Origin of the sequence: Pseudomonas sp. 22189 (assembly GCF_052045635.1) — a bacterium.
GTDB classification, from domain to species: domain Bacteria; phylum Pseudomonadota; class Gammaproteobacteria; order Pseudomonadales; family Pseudomonadaceae; genus Aquipseudomonas; species Aquipseudomonas parakoreensis.
Window position 1 is genome coordinate 114,208 of sequence record NZ_JBQEPG010000005.1, and the last position, 17,016, is coordinate 131,223.

Below are 17,016 nucleotides of genomic sequence, written 5' to 3' on the forward strand. Positions count from 1 at the left end.
AAGATGAAACCCGCCCTCCCCGGCGTCTATAAAACCAATAACGAGGTCTTTATGAATGCCCCTTTCGATCAGCTGTTCACATGGCTGAAAGATCACAAGATTACCGAAGTTGAATGTGTGGTCAGCGACCTGACCGGCATTGCCCGCGGCAAGATCGCACCGACCAACAAGTTCCTGCATGAGCGAGGCATGCGCCTGCCGGAAAGTGTGCTGCTGCAAACGGTAACCGGGGATTTTGTCGACGACGACATCTATTACGACCTGCTCGACCCGGCCGACATCGACATGGTCTGCAAACCGGTGAGCGACGCCGTGTATGTGATTCCATGGGCCATCGAGCCGACCGCCATCGTCATCCACGACACCTTCGACAAATTCGGCAATCCAATCGAACTGTCGCCGCGCAACGTGCTGAAAAAAGTCCTGCAGCTGTACACCGACAAGGGCTGGAAGCCGATCGTTGCACCGGAAATGGAGTTCTACCTGACCCAGCGCTGCGAAGATCCGGACCTGCCACTCAAGGCACCACTGGGGCGTTCGGGCCGTGCCGAAAGCGGTCGGCAGTCATTCTCCATCGACGCCGCCAACGAGTTCGATCCATTGTTCGAAGACGTCTACGACTGGTGCGAGCTGCAAGGTCTGGATCTGGACACGCTGATCCACGAAGACGGCCCGGCGCAGATGGAAATCAACTTCCGTCACGGCGATGCCCTGGATCTGGCCGATCAGATCACCGTGTTCAAACGCACCCTGCGCGAAGCGGCGCTCAAGCACAACGTCACCGCGACGTTCATGGCCAAACCGATTGGCGACGAACCCGGCAGTGCCATGCACCTGCACCAGAGCGTGGTGGAAATCGCCACGGGCAAGCCGATTTTCGCTGATGCCGACGGCAAGATGAGCGATCTGTTCCGCCATCACATCGGCGGCCTGCAAAAGTACATTCCTAAAGTACTGCCGATGTTTGCGCCCAACGTGAACTCGTTCCGCCGCTTCCTGCCGGACACCTCGGCACCGGTCAACGTCGAGTGGGGCGAAGAAAACCGCACTGTCGGTTTGCGTGTACCAACCTCCGGGCCGGAAGCCATGCGCGTGGAAAACCGTTTGCCGGGCGCCGACGCCAACCCGTATCTGGCGATTGCCGCGAGCCTGCTGTGTGGCTACATCGGCATGGTCGAAGGCATCGAACCGAGTGCCGCCGTCGAAGGCCGCGCCTACGAACGCCGCAACCTGCGCCTGCCGATCACCATCGAAGACGCGCTGACGCAAATGGAAGAGTGCGACACCGTTGCCCAATACCTTGGCAACAAGTTTGTGCGCGGCTACGTCGCGGTCAAACGCGCCGAGCATGAAAACTTCAAGCGCGTAATCAGCTCCTGGGAGCGCGAGTTCCTGCTACTGAGCGTCTGAGCAACACCCACAAACCCTGTGGGAGCTGGCTTGCCAGNGTCGGCACAGTCGACATCATTATCGACTGACCCACCGCTATCGCTGGCAAGCCAGCTCCCACAAGGGGCCGTGCTCACCCGAAAAACTCCAATAACTCCAAGAGGTGTCGATATGCGTCTATTGAAATCCATGGTTCCCGCCGCACTGGCGCTGTTGTGCAGCACCGCAGCCCTGGCCCAGCCCCAGGTCAGCGTCTACAACTGGACCGACTACATCGGTGAAACCACCCTCGCCGACTTCCAGGCCAAGACCGGGATCAAGGTGATCTACGACGTTTTCGACTCCAACGAAACCCTGGAAGGCAAGCTGCTCGCCGGCCGTACTGGGTACGACGTGGTGGTGCCATCCAACCACTTTCTCGCCCGTCAGGTAAAAGCCGGCGCGTTCCTCAAACTGGATCGCGAGCAGTTACCGAACTGGAAAAATCTCGACCCGAAATTGCTCGAATTGCTCGAAAAGAACGACCCGGGCAACCAGCACTCGGTACCGTACCTGTGGGGCACCAACGGCATCGGCTACAACGTCGACAAGGTCAAGGCAGTGCTTGGCATCGATCACATCGATTCCTGGGCCGTGCTGTTCGAGCCGGAGAACCTGAAGAAGCTCACCCAATGTGGCGTGTCGATGATGGACTCGGCGGACGAAGTGTTCCCGGCGATCCTCAACTACATGGGCATGGACCCACGCAGCGAGAACCCGGAAGACTACAAAAAAGCCGAAGCCAAACTGCTGAGCATCCGCCCGTACATCACTTACTTCCATTCCTCGAAATACGTTTCCGATCTGGCCAATGGCGACATCTGCGTAGCCTTCGGTTACTCCGGCGACGTGTTCCAGGCGGCCAACCGCGCCAAGGAAGCCAAGAATGGGGTGAACATCGCCTATGCGATTCCAAAAGAAGGCGCCAACCTGTGGTTCGATCTGCTTGCGATCCCGGCCGACGCCAGCAACACCAAGGAGGCCCACGCCTTCATCAATTACCTGCTTGATCCGCAAGTGATTGCCAAGGTCAGCGCTTCGGTCGGTTACGCCAACCCGAACCCGGCCGCCAAGCAGTACATGGACCAGGCGCTGGTGAACAATCCCGAGGTGTACCCGTCCCAGGCAGTGCTGGACAAGCTCTACATCTCCTCTACCCCGCCCCAGTCGATCATGCGTCTGATGACCCGGTCCTGGAGCAAAGTGAAGTCGAACAAATGAATCAGTACACGCAAGAACACGCCCGCTCCTATTACGCGGCTTCGGCCCGGGCCAGTACGCCCTGGCCGGCACTCGACGGTGACCTCACCGCCGATGTCTGCGTGATCGGCGGCGGCTTCACCGGGGTCAACACCGCGATTGAACTGGCGCAGCGCGGGCTGTCGGTGGTGTTGATCGAAGCCCGGCGCATCGGCTGGGGCGCCAGCGGACGCAACGGCGGCCAGTTGATTCGTGGCATCGGTCACGAGGTCGAAGGCTTTGCCCGTTACGTCGGCAACGACGGCGTGCGTTATCTGCAACGCGCCGGTATCGACTCCGTGGAACTGGTGCGCCAGCGCATCACCGAGCATGCCATCGAGTGTGACCTGCGTTGGGGCTTCTGCGAACTGGCCAACACTCCGGCGCAGTTCGCGACGTTCAAGGACGAACAGGTCAGCCTCGACGAACTCGGCTACCGCCATCAGACCCGACTGGTCGGCCCCGAGCAAATCCGTCAGCAAGTGGTCAACGCCAATGTGTATGCTGGCGGTCTGATCGACATGGGCTCCGGCCATCTGCACCCGCTGGATCTGGTGCAGGGCGAAGCGCGTCTGGCGGCGTCCCTAGGTGTACGCATTTTCGAGCAGAGCCCGGTGCAGCAGATCATCCACGGCGAAACGGTTGAAGTGCGCTGCGCCACCGGCAGCGTCCGCGCCGGCAGTCTGGTGCTGGGTTGCAACGCGCATCTGGATGAACTCGAGCAGCAACTCAGCGGCAAGGTCCTGCCCGCCGGCAGTTACATCATCGCCACCGAGCCGCTGTCCGAGGAACGTGCCGCGCAATTGATCCCGCACAACCTCGCGTTGTGCGACCAGAAAGTCGGCCTCGACTATTACCGGCTCTCGGCGGACCGACGCCTGCTGTTTGGCGGCGCCTGTCACTATTCCGGTCGCGATCCGGCGGACATTGCCGCCTACATGCGCCCGAAAATGCTCAAGGTCTTCCCGCAACTGGCGGACGTGCGCATCGACTATCAATGGGGCGGCAAGATTGGCATTACCGCCAACCGCTTTCCGCAGGTCGGGCGGCTCAAGCAACAGCCGAACGTGTTCTACGCTCAGGGTTATTCCGGTCACGGTCTGAATGTCACGCATTGGTGCGCCAGGCTGCTGGGCGAGGCCATTCACGCCGGCCACAGTCAGGGCATGGACGTGTTCAGCGCGGTACCGCACATGACCTTCCCCGGCGGCCCGGCCTTGCGCTCACCGCTGCTGGCACTGGGCATGTTCTGGTATCGCCTGCGCGAAATCCTCGGCTAACGCTCGCCCCTGTAGAAGCTGCCGAGGGCTGCGATCTTTTGATCTTTAAAATCAAGAGATCGCAGCCTGCGGCAGCGCCTGCACAAATCCGCATCAGCCCGTGAATTTGCTCTATCGCCAAGCACTTCTATATTGATGAAGTGCTTTTGCGTTCCTGACGCTCAGCATCCACAAAACCGAGGAGGACATGGATGAAGTCGTCAGCCGCCGATGAACCACGAGCACCGGGCCACGCGCCGATCAAGACCCGGCGTTTCAGCATCTCCCTGGTGTGGATCGTCCCGGTCGTCGCGGTGCTGGTCGGCATATCGCTGGTGGTGCACAACCTGCTGCAGGAAGGCCCGACCATCGTCGTCAACTTCAAGACTGGCAGCGGCCTGGTTGCCAACAAGACCGAGGTCAAATACCGCAGTGTGGTGATCGGTCAGGTGACGGATGTCGAATTGAGCGGCGATCAGAAGAGCGTCGACGCCACAATCAAACTGGCCAAACAGGCCGAAACCTTCACCCGCGAAGACTCGGAGTTCTGGGTTGTGCGCCCACGCATCGGTGCCGGCGGCGTTTCGGGCATCGATACCTTGCTTTCCGGCGACTATATCGGCGCCGACATCGGTCAGGCCAACAACCGCGCCAAGCATTTCAAGGGGCTGGAGAATCCGCCGCCGATCACTTACGGCGAACCGGGCAAGCGCTTCATGCTGCACGCCTCGGATCTCGGCTCGCTGGATATCGGTTCCCCGGTTTACTACCGCAAGATTCCGGTGGGCCAGGTCGTGACCTACACCCTCAATCCCGAGGGCAAAGGCGTGGACATCGAAGTGTTCATTCACGCACCGAACGACGCGTTCGTCACCGAAAACACGCGCTTCTGGAATGCCAGCGGCATCGACATCAATGTCGGCGCCAATGGCTTCGCGGTGAAGACCGAATCGCTGTCCACCATGCTGGTTGGCGGCATTGCCTTCCGCGCGCCGGATTACAGCCCCAACGATGTGGCCGCCAGCGAAGACAAGGATTTCGAACTGTTCGCCGATCAGCAGACCGCCCTCGCCCCGCCCAACGGCAAGGCGCAATACATGGTGTTGCGTTTCGAGCAGTCGTTGCGCGGGCTCAAGGTCGATGCGCCCGTTGAGTTTCTCGGCATGGAGATTGGCCGGGTCGTCGGAATCAACCTCGACTTCGACGCGAAAAAACGTACCTTCCCGCTTAACGTCGGGATCGTGATTTATCCGCAGCGCCTCGGCCAGGCTTACAAAAAGATGCTGACCGAATTCAAGCACGATCCCAACGACGAAGCGGCCGGTATTCGTCTTCTCGGCACCTTCGTCGACAACGGTCTGCGCGCTCAGGCCCGCAGCGGCAACCTGCTGACCGGGCAGTTGTATATCGCGCTGGATTTCTTCCCGAAAGCCGAGAAAGTTGCATTCGACGCAACGGCCCGACCGGTCGCCTTGCCCACCGTGCCCGGCAGCCTCGAACAATTGCAGGAAAAACTCGAAGCGGTGGTCGACAAGCTCAACAAACTGCCGGTCGAGCGGATTGCCGGCAACCTCGACAGCAACCTCGTCGAGCTGCGCAAAGGCCTGCAACAGTTCAATGCGAAAACCCTGCCGGGCGTGCAGACCACACTGGCCGACGTCAGCAAGACCTTGCAGTCCGCCAGTTCGACCCTGGCCGAGGATTCACCGCAGCGCGAGAAACTCACCGAGACCCTCGACGAACTCGGGCGCATGTCGCGTTCGCTGCGTGAGCTGTCGGACTATCTCGGTCGCCATCCGGAATCGCTGATTCGCGGTCGTCCCGACAACGCAGCGCCGCTGGATCTGAAAGGACCGCCACGCAATTGAGCCCAGGAGCTATCCCATGGCTGTACCGCTGAAGATCACCGTGCTCGCTGCGTTCATGCTCCTTGGCGCCTGCCGCAGCGAGCCGATCAATTTTCACACCCTGACGCCGGTGGAGCTGTCGGCGTCCCGGGCCGGCGCGCAGATTCCCATTGAGGGGATCAGCGTGCCGCCGCAAGTCGACCGCCCGCAGATCGTCATCCGTCAGGGCAACAATGGCCTGGCGATTCTGGAAACCCAGTGGTGGGGAGCGAGTCTGGCGGATGAGTTGCGCAGTGCCTTGAGCGATCAACTGAGCAATACCGGCAGTCGCGGCAATGTTTCGGTGCGTATCGATGTGCAGCGTTTCGACTCGATCCCCGGACACTATGGGCTGATCGACGTCAAATGGCGCCTGCGCCCGAGCGGTGCGGCGGACAACGCTCTGCTGAGCTGCCATTCAACCTTGCAAACACCCTCCGGCCCGAGCATCGACGAACTGGTGGCCGCGCAACAGAACAACGTCAAACGCCTGGCAGCCCTGATCAATCAGGCAGCGGGCAACGCTCGCTGCCCGTCAGCCTCCTGAGCCGCCGACAGCGTGACCGTGAAACGGCAGCCATTAGGCTCGCGAGTGACCAACTGAACCTGCCAGCGTTGATGGCTGCAGATCCGCTGCACCAGCGACAACCCCAGCCCAAGGCCTTCACCGCGCTGTTCGTCACCGCGCACGAACGGCTGGAACATCGCGTGACGTTTTTCTTCCGGAATACCGATGCCGCTGTCCTCGACCACAAAGCTGTCGTTGAGCAGGGTCAACCGAACAAAGCCCTGATCGGTGTAATGCCAGGCATTGCGCAGCAGATTGCCCATGACCGACTGCAAGAACGTCAGGTCATAACGCGCGCTGCCCGCCAGTTGCGGCTCGTAGATAAACTCCAGACCCTTTTCGCCAATCAATCGCCCCCAGATTTCTACCTGGGCGTCGGCGATAGATTTGAGTGTGCAAGTGGATTCGGTGCCGAGCTCCTCCGGCTTGCGCGCCAGCATCAAGAAGGTCTCAACCAGCTGGCGCATTTCTGCGCTGGCCCGGGCGATGCGTTTGACTTGTTGGGTGGAGCGCGAATCCAGCGAGGGGTTGGCCAGCAACAGCTCGCAGGAACTGGCCAGAATCATCAGCGGTGTGCGCAGTTCATGGCTCACGTCACTGGTGAAAAGCTTTTCCCGGTTCAGGGTTTCGCGTAACCGGCCGAGTGTCTGGTCGAAAGACAGCGCCAGCGCCCCAACCTCGTCATCGGCGTAATCCGGATGCAGCGCCGGTGCCAGTGCGATCAACTGGTCACGATGACGCACCTGCCCCGCCAGGCGAATCACTGGCGCCATGACTTGCCGCGCCAGCAGCCTGCCGAGCGCGACCGCCAGCATGACGCTGAGGATGAACCCGACTATCACCACCACGAACAGCAGGTGCTCGCGTTGTTCGAAGCTTTCCTGATTGCGCAACAGCACATATTTGCGACCGCCGACCGCCTCGACCATCGCGTAGAAGTCATCACCGTTGAACGTGATCTCTTGAAACCCCACGGGCAGTTCCGCCAGTTGCGGCGTCAGCGCCATGGGCCCGGGGCCGTTCTCGAAAAAAAACAGTTCGCTCTTTTCCGGCTCGTGGCGCCACTGGTTGATGTCGTCCATCGCCAACAACCGGCGCAAGCCACCGCTGAGGGCGGTCATGGTCAACTTGTGCTCCACGACATGCACGGTAGCCACAATGCCCATTGCGAAGACACCGGCCACCACCGCGCTCATCAAGGCGAACACAATCACAATCCGATTGGCGAGGCTTTGCTTGAGGTCCATCCGGTTCAACGACTCCAGTGCTGAGGTGAGGCGGCAAGGGCCCGCGCGACGCCGTTGCCCAAAGCTCGCAGCTTCGCCTTGCCCGGCGCTCTTGTTAAGTAGTTAAAAAAACAAAACGCTTATTTGAGTTTAGTTATCAAATAGGCTTTTCCGTTAATACCTGCTCTTGCCTCGCAAATTTTTCACATGTTCTTCACTGCTCCGCCACGACTCTGAACGTAGTGTTCAGCAGCCATTCAAGCAAACCGCCGTAAAGTAACTAACCTCCTGGAGCTTACGTTGCACTTTGCGTGTGAACTGAATGGAACTCGGGAATGACAAGGGGCAACGTCGTGGTTGAATTAGCACAAGTACAATCAGCACCCAAGAGGTCGTACCTCTCGCGTCCGCGTGCCTGGGCAGCCATCGCAGTCGGCGTGCTGGTGATCAGTCTGATTTGTGGCTTTGTCTGGCTGCAGCGTTCACCGGCCAACCTGCGCTATGTCAGCGCATCTGCCACCCAGGAGTGGATCAAAGCCTGGCAGGCTGGCGAGGTCGTCGCGCTGGTCCGCCATGCCGAACGTTGTGACCGTTCGAGCAATGTTTGCCTGGGGCCGGCCGACGGTATCACTCAGCTGGGCAGTGTCTCTGCAGCCTCCGTGGGCCGGGCCTTTACGCAACTGGGAATGCAGCAGACTCAGGTGTTCACCAGTCCGCTGACGCGCACCGCACAAACGGCTCACTACATGTTCGGTCGCGACGCAGTGGCCGCGGAATGGCTGGAAACCTGTGGCCCGACGATGCGCAATGAGGTGGTGGCGCACAAGACCGCAGGACAGAACATGATCCTGGTGACCCACAGCGGCTGCATCGCCGATTTCGAACGGCAAACCGGTTACCCACGCGCGGTCGCCGCCGAATATGGCAGCACGGTTTTAGCTCGAATAGATGCGCAAGGCAAACTTGAAGTAATCGGCATCATGAACCCTGAAGGCTGGCAACGATTAGCCAAGTAATCTTCCGACTTGATCAAGTAAAAAACACTCGGGCAATGCTCTGGCACAGGCTATTGGTGCTTATGAAATTGTAATAAGAAATTTTTTTCACTTTGAAAAACTGGAAATATTTCATTTTAAAGCTTGTCTTTTCGAGGAGAACTTAACGCTGGAAGCAGACCCGTTCTCTGAATACAGGACACGCCCTTCGGGCGTGCTCGCCTCTGCATTCATTCAACCCAGTGCCGCGCCTGCAACGGATATCGCCAGGCGCAACACTGAAACGCACACTTTGTACTGCACCAAGGTCCAGTCATGACGTCTGAGAACAAACCGTTGCACCATGCAGCGTTGAATTTGCCGCGCCTCCACCAGAGCACTCTGATCGAACGCTTTGCGATACCCGGGCTGGTGCTGGCATTCGTGATGTTTTATCTGCTGCCGCTGATGACCCACGGCCTGTGGATTCCCGATGAAACCCGCTATGGGCAGATCAGCCAGGAAATGCTGCAGAGCGGCAACTGGGTGGCGCCGCACTTCATGGGCATTCGCTATTTCGAAAAACCGATTGCCGGCTACTGGATGATTGCCATCGGCCAAGCCATTTTCGGTGAAAACCTGTTTGGCGTACGCATCGCCTCGGCGCTCAGCACGGGCGTGAGCGTCTGGCTGGCCTATCTGCTGGCCCGTCGCCTGTGGAACAACCCGCGCATCAGTGCCGCTTGTGCCCTCCTTTATATGAGCTTCGGCCTGATCGCAGGGCAGGCTGGCTATGCCAACCTCGATCCGCAATTCACCTTGTGGGTCAACCTCAGCCTGGTGGCGATCTGGTTTGCCATCGACAGCAATACCCCGCGCGCGCGTCTGGGCGGCTGGGCATTGTTGGGATTCGCTTGTGGCATGGGTCTGATGACCAAAGGTTTCCTCGCTCTGATGCTGCCGGTGCTGATTGCCCTGCCCTACATGATCTGGCAGCGACGCTTTGGCGAGCTGGTGCGTTATGGCCTGGTCGCCGTTGCGGTGGCCGCGCTGGTCAGCGTGCCATGGGCACTGGCCGTGCATTACCGTGAACCGGATTTCTGGCGATTCTTCTTCTGGCACGAACACATCCGTCGTTTTGCCGCCGGCGAAGATGCACAGCACGCACGGCCATGGTGGTTCTACCTGCCGTTGCTGTTTGCTTCTACCTTGCCATGGGCCCTGCTGTTGCCTTCGACGCTGCTGCGCACCTGGCGCGAAAAACGCGATCCGAAAATCGCATTCCTCGCCTTGTGGTTCCTGCTGCCGCTGGCATTTTTCAGCGCGAGCAGCGGCAAACTGCCGACCTACATCATGCCGTGCCTGCTGCCGTTGGCCCTGTTGATGGGCTACACGGTAATGAACTGGATAGCTGACCAGAACGGGCGCGTCTTGCGCATCAACGGTGTGGTCAACGTGGTGCTGGCCATTGCTGCGCTGGTTGCACTGATCTACCTGCAAGCGACCCGTGAAATTTACGAACACACCGAAATGTTCAGCCTGTCGCTGGGATATATCGTGTTGCTCGGCTGGCTCATTGCCGGCGCGCTGCAAACCGTGCGCCCACTGACGCTGTGGGCGATGCCGGCGCTGGGCATCGGCCTCCTCGTCGCATTGCTGCCGGCCGCGATGCCGGCGACCATCGTCAACAGCAAGATGCCGGATCAGTTCATTGCCGAACATCAGCAGGAACTGAGCGAAACCAGCTCGTTGCTGAGTAACGACCTCGGAGCCGCTTCCGCATTGTCATGGCGTTTGCGCCGCCCGCAAGTCGACCTGTTCAACACCGTTGGCGAGCTCAAGTACGGCCTCGATGACCCGGCCATGGCGTCACGCAAGGTCAGCCTCGACGGTGTAGGCGAATGGATGACCGAAGCGCGCAAAAAAGGCTCGGTGGGTGTGGTGATGCGCGTCAACAGCACCTCCGACGAACAACAACTCGAGCTGCTGCCAATAGACGGCAAGCACTACCGCCGTGGGCAAATCGAAATCCTCATTTTCAGCCAGAGCCAGCCATGACCCAGACCAGGACTGAACGCAGGCAGTTGCTGCTTCTGCTGGCCGCGACTGCCCTGCTGTTACTGCTCGGTCTGGGCAGTCGTGAGCTGTGGGGGGCGGAAACCCGCTGGGCCAACATCGCGTTGCAGATGTTGCAGAGCGGCGACTATTTCGACCCCTATCTCAAGGGCAGCCCCTATTACGACAAGCCGCTGCTGTCGTACTGGCTGATCACCGCCACCGCCTGGTTCACGGGTGGACTGGGGCATTGGTCGTTGCGCCTGTCATCGGTGATTTCCGCGTGGTTCAGCGTGTGGCTGGTGTACCTCATCGGCGAGCAACTGTTTCGCAAAGGCACCGGGCTGATTGCCGGATGGATGCTGGCGACCACGTTCTACTTCGTGTTCTGGGCGCGAGTCGCCACTGCCGACATCCTCACCGTTTGCGGTGTACTGGCGGCCGTCTGGTGGTACTGGCGCGGCCCGGATGACACCCGCTTCTGGCGCTACGTAGTGTTCTTCGGCCTGCTGTCGCTGACCTCGCTGTTCAAGGGCCTGATCGGTTTCATCCTGCCGGGGCTGGTGCTGCTGCCACACCTGCTCAGTGAGCACCGCTGGAAACGTCACCTGAACCTGCGACTGTTCGCGGCGATATTGATCGCCGGGGCGTTTTACATGACGCCGTTCGTGCTCTCGCACTTCTACGGCGCGCCCAACTATGAACAAAGTGGCCTGGGGCTGGTACTGCGTGAAAACGTTGTGCGGTTTTTCCAGCCGTTCGATCAGTTCGGGCCGATTTACACCTACTTGATCTACCTGCCGGTCTACACCCTGCCCTGGGCGCCGTGCTGGTTGATCGCCTTGTGGGTTGCCGCGCGCAACTGGAAGCACATCGAACCGGATACCCGCTGGCTGATTCAAGGGCTCGCGCTGCTGATGCTGTTCTTCACCGCCAGTGGCAGTCGCCGCAGCTATTACGTCTTGCCGCTGGTGCCCTTCGCGCAACTGCTGGGTGCCTGGTGGGTGACCCGGCGCATGGCCGCTCGCCACAGCGAAGGCCGCGGGCTGAAGATCGGTTTCGCTGTCACCACCGTGTTGCTTGCCGCGATCCTGGGTGTGCTTTACCCGTGGACCAACAGCGGCGGCGGTGTCATCCGCTTCGGCGAACAGGTTCGCGAGCAGGCCAGTCAGCAGGCACCGTTGAATCAATGGCGCATGGTCATGGTCGAGGTCGACAACAAAGTGCCGATGTACCTGCAAACCGGTGGTGCACCGTTCTACTACGTGCCGGAAACGATCCAGGACTTTCCGCACAATGGCGACACAGCAACGCTGATCGCCTGGCTGGAACGCACCAGCGGGGAACGGTGGGACCCGCAACGCACGATTTTCGTGGCGCAATACCGTTCCGGTGATGCCGTGCCGCTCGATGCATTGAAGGCTGACCATCAAGTCATTACCACCACGCCCACCCGTGGCGAGCAGGTCTTTCACGGGCGGGAAGACCAGAGCGTGGCTTACATCCCCCACTCCTGAGCGATGACGTTAAGACAAAAGCAGAGAGTCGCGGTAAATTTGAATGGCAATGACAACTATTAACGGCTTCTTTGACGTTTTTTTCTCATTTGCCACCCTACATTGCCGCGACTCGACACTTGCAAATCGTTCGCATTGTTTCCTGCGAGGGTTTGCTCATAACGTCTGAAAATAGGAGCTGCCCGAATGAATCCACGCTTTCCATCCTTCTTCAAGCGCGCATTGCTGGCCACCGCGTTGCTCGGCACCGGGCATGCTGTTGCCGCCGACTCGGTGGGTCTGGTGGTTTACAACGCGCAGCATGAAACGCTGACCAAGGCCTGGGTGGCCGGTTTCACCGAGGAAACCGGGATCCCGGTGACCATTCGCAACGGCGATGACACCGAAATGGGCAACCAGCTCGTGCAGGAAGGCGCCGCCTCGCCGGCAGACGTATTCCTCACCGAGAACTCCCCGGCGATGGTGCTGGTGGACAACGCCAAACTGTTTACCCCGCTGGCGCCCGCGACCCTTGAGCAAGTCGACGCTGCCTACCGTCCGGCCCACGGCAATTGGGTCGGCATCGCTGCCCGTTCCACCGTGTTCGTCTACAACCCGGACAAGCTGACTGAAAAAGACCTGCCGAAATCCCTGCTCGACCTCGCCATCCCGGCCTGGAAAGGCCGATGGGCCGCCTCCCCGGCTGGCGCGGACTTCCAGGCGATCGTCGCCGCTGTGCTGCAACAGAAAGGCGAAGCTGCCACGCTGGAATGGCTCAAGGGCATGAAGACCAACGCCACGATCTATCGCGGCAACAGCGCGGTGCTAAAAGCGGTGAACGCCGGACAGATCGACAGCGGCGTGATCTACCACTATTACAGCTTCGTCGATCAATCCAAGACCGGCGAGAACAGCAAAAACACCCAGTTGTACTACTTCAAACATCAGGATCCGGGCGCGTTCGTCAGCACCTCCGGCGCCGGTGTGCTGGCATCGAGCAAGCATCAGGATGAAGCGCAGAAGTTCGTCAAATACATCACCAGCAAGGAAGGTCAGGAAGTACTCGAAACCGGCAACTCCTTCGAATACGCCGTGGGTAAAGACGCGCCGTCCAATCCGAAGCTGACCCCGCTGAAAACCCTCGATGCGCCGAAAGTCGATGCGTCGACCCTCGACAGCAAAAAAGCCGTCGAGCTGATGACCCAGGCCGGGTTGCTCTAAGTGATGCCCAAAACCTTGCCTGCACCGGCCGTGGTGACGGCCCCCGCCAACCTCCTCCACCCGCCCCGCACGCTGGCCGGGCGCGGCAGTTCGTGGGTGGTGAGCTCGGCGGTGCTGGTGTCGTTGCTGTCACTGCTGCCGATTGCCTTCGTGATCGGCGTGGCGTGGTACACCGGTTGGGCGACCCTCGAAGCCCTGGTGTTTCGCCCGCGGGTCGGCGAGTTGCTGATCAACACCGTGCTGCTGGTGCTGATCACCTTGCCGCTGTGCATTGTGCTCGGGACAACCCTGGCCTGGCTGACCGAACGCAGCAATCTGCCCGGCCGGCGTCTGTGGTCGCTGCTGGCGGTAGCGCCACTGGCCGTGCCGGCGTTCGTCCACAGTTATGCGTGGGTCAGTTTGATTCCGTCGATCCACGGTCTGCCGGCCGGCGTGCTGGTGTCGGTGATCGCCTATTTCCCGTTTCTGTATTTGCCGATTGCCGCGACCTTGCGCCGTCTCGATCCGGCGATTGAAGATGTCGCTCAGTCCCTCGGGCTGAAGCCGTGGGCGGTGTTTTTCCGGGTGGTGTTGCCGCAACTGCGCCTGGCAATCTGCGGTGGCGCGTTGTTGGTCGGCCTGCATTTGCTGGCCGAATACGGCTTGTACGCGATGATCCGTTTCGACACTTTCACCACGGCGATCTTCGATCAGTTCAAATCGACCTTCAACGGCCCGGCCGCCAACATGCTCGCCGGGGTTCTGGCGCTGTGCTGTCTGGCGATGCTCACGGCGGAATCCGCTGCTCGTGGCCAGGCGCGTTATGCGCGGGTCGGTTCCGGCAGCGCCCGGGATCAGCGCAGCGTTCAACTGGGGCGCGGCGCGACAACCTTGGCTTTATTGCTGCAAACCTTAACCTGCCTGCTGGCACTCGGTGTGCCGTTGCTCACGCTGGGCCGCTGGCTGGTGGCCGGTGGTGCGCAGGTCTGGCAAGGCGACGAGCTGTTGCCAGCCTTGCTGCAAACCCTGTCGTATGGCGTGGCCGGCGCATTGTTGACCAGTGTCGCGGCGATTCCCATTGCGTGGCTGTCGATCCGCTCTCCGGGCAAGCTCCAGCGCTTGCTGGAAGGCTGCAACTACATCACCAGTTCACTGCCCGGCATTGTCGTTGCTTTGGCGCTGGTCACCGTGACCATTCATTTCGCCCGGCCGATCTACCAGACCACCATCACGGTGCTCTTGGCCTATCTGCTGATGTTCCTGCCGCGGGCGCTGGTCAGTCTGCGCGCCGGTTTCGCGCAAGCCCCGGTCGAGCTGGAAAACATCGCACAAAGCCTTGGCCGCTCGCCGTTGCGCGCATTGTGGCTGATCACTGTGCGCCTGGCGGCTCCCGGCGCGGCGGCAGGTGCGGCGCTGGTGTTCCTGGCAATCACCAATGAGCTGACCGCAACCCTGCTGCTCGCGCCCAACGGCACGCGCACCCTCGCTACCGGTTTCTGGGCGATGACCAGCGAAATCGATTACGCCGCCGCAGCGCCTTACGCGTTTTTGATGATCCTGCTTTCACTGCCGCTGACGGCCATTCTCTATCACCAATCCAGGCGTACCGCTGGCCGATGAACGCTCTCGAACTGCACAACCTCAGTAAAACCTTCGGCGCGCAGAAGGCGCTCGACGACGTCAGCCTCAACGTGCCGACCGGCAGCCGCACGGTGATCGTCGGCCCCTCCGGTTCCGGCAAAACCACGCTGTTGCGGATGATCGCCGGGTTCGAATTCCCCGACAGCGGCAGCCTTACGCTCAACGGCCAGACGCTGGTCGATCGCAGCCACGCGGTGCCGGCCTATCAGCGGCAGATCGGCTACGTGCCGCAGGACGGTGCGTTGTTCCCGCACATGACGGTGGCGGCGAACATCGGCTTCGGTCTGGCCCTGACCGGGGCGGCCCGCACCCAGCGCATCCTTGAGTTGATGGACAGCGTGGCCCTCGACGCCAACATGGCCCACCGTTGGCCGCATGAGCTGTCGGGCGGCCAGCAACAGCGGGTCTCGCTGGCCCGCGCTCTGGCGCAACAACCACGACTGATGCTGCTGGATGAGCCGTTCTCCGCCCTCGACACCGGTTTGCGCAGTGCCATGCGCAAAATGGTCGCGCGCCTGCTCGAAGACGCCGGCGTCACCACCATTCTGGTGACTCACGATCAGAGCGAGGCGTTGTCGTTTGCCGATCAATTGGCCGTGATGCGCAGTGGCCGGCTGGTGCAGTCCGGGCATCCGATGGATCTCTACCGCTATCCGGAGGATGAACAGACCGCGCACTTTCTCGGCGAAGCGGTGGTCCTGCCCGCGCAGATCGAGGCGGGTTGGGCGCATTGCGATCTGGGTCAGGTGGCGGTGAACAGCAACGGTTTCAGTGGCGCCGCGCAAATCATGCTGCGCCCAGAACAACTGCAGATCGCCGAGGTGGCCTCTGACAGTTACGGCTGCCACGCACTGGTCACCGACCGTGATTTTGCCGGCAACACCTGCACTTTGACGGTTGAACTGAGTTCATCCGCGACTCAGGATCCGGCCCGTTCGATTCTGGTGCGCAGCACCGGTATGCACGCACCGCCCGCCGGCAGCGCGGTGCAGCTGTCGGTGCTCGGTGCGGCGCATGTGTTTGGCCTGAACTGATCAGAGATCGAAGCGATCCACCGCCCGCCGCCGCTCGTTGTCATCGCGCACATCGTAGTTGGCGGTGGTCTGGATGTTGCTGTGATGCGCCAGTTTCTGCGCAATCGACAGGTCGTGCTCCTCGATCACCCGAGTGATGAACGAGCGACGGAAGTCGTGGGGCATGATCTTCACCCCGACCTGCGTACCCCGCTGACGGGCAATGTAGTAGATCGCATGCTTGGTAATGCGCTCGCGGGTGATGTGGCTGCCACGGCGAATGCGGTTGAACAGAAAGGCATCATCGCTCTCACCTTCCTTGAGCTGCGAACGGCGCAGTTCGAGCCACGCATCGAGCTTGCTGAATGCCCACGCCGGCGCGTACTTGATCAACTGCTTGTTGCCCTTGGCGGTGACGCACAGGCTGCGCTCTGTGAAGTCGACCTGATTCAGGTCCAGGTCCACCGATTCCGACTTGCGCATACCCGTGCCGTACAGCAACGCGATGATCGCCGCATCGCGCAGGCCCTGCGGACGCGGGTCGGCGGCGCAGACTTCCATCAATTCGTGAATCAACGTGCGCTTGAGATTGCGTCCCTGGGACAACCGTGTGCCGGCAATGCCCTTGACCGAGCGCATCTTCAAAAGATGTTCCTGGCTGATCAGGCTCATGCGCCAGGCCTCGTTCATGACGCCGCGCACCGCATTCACATACAACGAAGAAGTGTTCGGTGCGTAGTTGTCTGCGCGTAATGCAGCAACCAGTGCAACAACACCTTCTGGTTGCAAGGCATGCCAGGGAATCTCTTCGACATTCATGTCTTCAAAGCCCAGGCGATCGGCCGCATCTTGCAGCACGTAACGCATGGTCAATTGGCTGGAGGGCGCCAAACGCGCGAGGTACAGGCTCATCGGGTTGGTTTTTGGAGCGTCGGGGGTTGCAGCAACTAAATCAATCAAACGTTAAACCTTGAGTAAAAAACGTACAGCACTACAACAACTAACAAATGCAATGTACTTGAAGTAAAGAA

The 17,016-nt window shown here is 60.4% G+C and carries 13 protein-coding genes; 11 read left to right on the top strand and 2 right to left on the bottom strand.

The window, feature by feature from the left end; genetic code table 11:
• Positions 1–51 precede the first annotated feature (51 nt).
• The 5 genes from ACTJKS_RS06895 to ACTJKS_RS06915 all read left to right on the top strand — a co-directional run bounded on the left by ACTJKS_RS06895 (position 52) and on the right by ACTJKS_RS06915 (position 6,359).
• Positions 52–1,410, top strand: a complete 1,359-nt coding sequence (locus ACTJKS_RS06895; protein ID WP_108182693.1) for a glutamine synthetase family protein — start codon at positions 52–54, stop codon at positions 1,408–1,410.
• Positions 1,411–1,560: 150 nt separating this feature from the next.
• Positions 1,561–2,649 (top strand): polyamine ABC transporter substrate-binding protein, encoded by a 1,089-nt coding sequence (locus ACTJKS_RS06900; protein WP_041063835.1) that lies wholly within the window; start codon positions 1,561–1,563, stop codon positions 2,647–2,649.
• Positions 2,646–3,947: an NAD(P)/FAD-dependent oxidoreductase gene (locus ACTJKS_RS06905; RefSeq protein WP_108182691.1), complete on the top strand. Its 1,302-nt coding sequence runs from the start codon at positions 2,646–2,648 to the stop codon at positions 3,945–3,947. The genes ACTJKS_RS06900 and ACTJKS_RS06905 overlap by 4 nt, the downstream gene beginning before the upstream one ends.
• Before the next feature lie 191 nt (positions 3,948–4,138).
• Complete coding sequence (locus ACTJKS_RS06910) at positions 4,139–5,794, top strand: PqiB family protein (protein WP_086791206.1); 1,656 nt, start codon at positions 4,139–4,141, stop codon at positions 5,792–5,794.
• A 16-nt stretch (positions 5,795–5,810) separates the two neighbouring features.
• Positions 5,811–6,359, top strand: a complete 549-nt coding sequence (locus tag ACTJKS_RS06915) for a PqiC family protein (RefSeq protein WP_108182690.1) — start codon at positions 5,811–5,813, stop codon at positions 6,357–6,359.
• On the opposite strand, the gene ACTJKS_RS06920 is transcribed toward ACTJKS_RS06915, so the two are convergent.
• Positions 6,320–7,627, bottom strand: coding sequence for a sensor histidine kinase (locus ACTJKS_RS06920; RefSeq protein ID WP_041063827.1), 1,308 nt, complete (start codon positions 7,625–7,627; stop codon positions 6,320–6,322). The two genes, ACTJKS_RS06915 and ACTJKS_RS06920, sit on opposite strands and share 40 nt — an antisense overlap.
• Positions 7,628–7,941: 314 nt before the next feature.
• On the opposite strand from ACTJKS_RS06920, the gene ACTJKS_RS06925 reads away from it, so the two are divergent.
• The 6 genes from ACTJKS_RS06925 (at position 7,942) to ACTJKS_RS06950 (ending at position 16,006) form a co-directional block, all read left to right on the top strand.
• Positions 7,942–8,622: a histidine phosphatase family protein gene (locus tag ACTJKS_RS06925; RefSeq protein WP_108182689.1), complete on the top strand. Its 681-nt coding sequence runs from the start codon at positions 7,942–7,944 to the stop codon at positions 8,620–8,622.
• A gap of 294 nt (positions 8,623–8,916) precedes the next feature.
• Entirely contained in the window at positions 8,917–10,638 is a 1,722-nt protein-coding gene (arnT, locus tag ACTJKS_RS06930) for a lipid IV(A) 4-amino-4-deoxy-L-arabinosyltransferase (RefSeq protein ID WP_108182688.1), read from the top strand.
• Positions 10,635–12,152, top strand: coding sequence for an ArnT family glycosyltransferase (locus ACTJKS_RS06935; protein WP_108182687.1), 1,518 nt, complete (start codon positions 10,635–10,637; stop codon positions 12,150–12,152). The genes arnT and ACTJKS_RS06935 overlap by 4 nt, the downstream gene beginning before the upstream one ends.
• A 186-nt stretch (positions 12,153–12,338) precedes the next feature.
• Positions 12,339–13,352 carry an iron ABC transporter substrate-binding protein gene (locus tag ACTJKS_RS06940; RefSeq protein ID WP_440828807.1) on the top strand — a complete coding sequence of 338 codons (1,014 nt, stop codon included), beginning with the start codon at positions 12,339–12,341 and terminating at the stop codon, positions 13,350–13,352.
• A 3-nt stretch (positions 13,353–13,355) separates the two neighbouring features.
• Positions 13,356–14,951 carry an ABC transporter permease gene (locus tag ACTJKS_RS06945; protein WP_041063817.1) on the top strand — a complete coding sequence of 532 codons (1,596 nt, stop codon included), beginning with the start codon at positions 13,356–13,358 and terminating at the stop codon, positions 14,949–14,951.
• A complete protein-coding gene (locus ACTJKS_RS06950; protein WP_108182684.1) occupies positions 14,948–16,006 on the top strand; it encodes an ABC transporter ATP-binding protein in 1,059 nt (352 codons plus the stop codon). The genes ACTJKS_RS06945 and ACTJKS_RS06950 overlap by 4 nt, the downstream gene beginning before the upstream one ends.
• Here ACTJKS_RS06950 and ACTJKS_RS06955 read toward each other — a convergent pair whose 3' ends face one another.
• On the bottom strand, positions 16,007–16,897 hold the full coding sequence (locus ACTJKS_RS06955; RefSeq protein ID WP_440828812.1) for a site-specific integrase: 891 nt from the start codon (positions 16,895–16,897) through the stop codon (positions 16,007–16,009). It lies immediately after the preceding gene.
• Between the last annotated feature and the right edge of the window lie 119 nt (positions 16,898–17,016).

What these genes read in the sequence shown, in the direction of transcription:
- ACTJKS_RS06945 (WP_041063817.1), top strand. Translation starts at nt 13,356, where the DNA reads ATGCCCAAAACCTTGCCTGCACCGGCCGTGGTGACGGCCCCCGCCAAC.
- ACTJKS_RS06955 (WP_440828812.1), bottom strand. Translation starts at nt 16,897, where the DNA reads ATGAGCCTGTACCTCGCGCGTTTGGCGCCCTCCAGCCAATTGACCATG.
- ACTJKS_RS06935 (WP_108182687.1), top strand. Translation starts at nt 10,635, where the DNA reads ATGACCCAGACCAGGACTGAACGCAGGCAGTTGCTGCTTCTGCTGGCC.
- ACTJKS_RS06920 (WP_041063827.1), bottom strand. Translation starts at nt 7,627, where the DNA reads ATGGACCTCAAGCAAAGCCTCGCCAATCGGATTGTGATTGTGTTCGCC.
- ACTJKS_RS06910 (WP_086791206.1), top strand. Translation starts at nt 4,139, where the DNA reads ATGAAGTCGTCAGCCGCCGATGAACCACGAGCACCGGGCCACGCGCCG.
- ACTJKS_RS06900 (WP_041063835.1), top strand. Translation starts at nt 1,561, where the DNA reads ATGCGTCTATTGAAATCCATGGTTCCCGCCGCACTGGCGCTGTTGTGC.
- ACTJKS_RS06915 (WP_108182690.1), top strand. Translation starts at nt 5,811, where the DNA reads ATGGCTGTACCGCTGAAGATCACCGTGCTCGCTGCGTTCATGCTCCTT.
- arnT (WP_108182688.1), top strand. Translation starts at nt 8,917, where the DNA reads ATGACGTCTGAGAACAAACCGTTGCACCATGCAGCGTTGAATTTGCCG.
- ACTJKS_RS06925 (WP_108182689.1), top strand. Translation starts at nt 7,942, where the DNA reads ATGACAAGGGGCAACGTCGTGGTTGAATTAGCACAAGTACAATCAGCA.
- ACTJKS_RS06940 (WP_440828807.1), top strand. Translation starts at nt 12,339, where the DNA reads ATGAATCCACGCTTTCCATCCTTCTTCAAGCGCGCATTGCTGGCCACC.
- ACTJKS_RS06950 (WP_108182684.1), top strand. Translation starts at nt 14,948, where the DNA reads ATGAACGCTCTCGAACTGCACAACCTCAGTAAAACCTTCGGCGCGCAG.
- ACTJKS_RS06895 (WP_108182693.1), top strand. Translation starts at nt 52, where the DNA reads ATGAATGCCCCTTTCGATCAGCTGTTCACATGGCTGAAAGATCACAAG.
- ACTJKS_RS06905 (WP_108182691.1), top strand. Translation starts at nt 2,646, where the DNA reads ATGAATCAGTACACGCAAGAACACGCCCGCTCCTATTACGCGGCTTCG.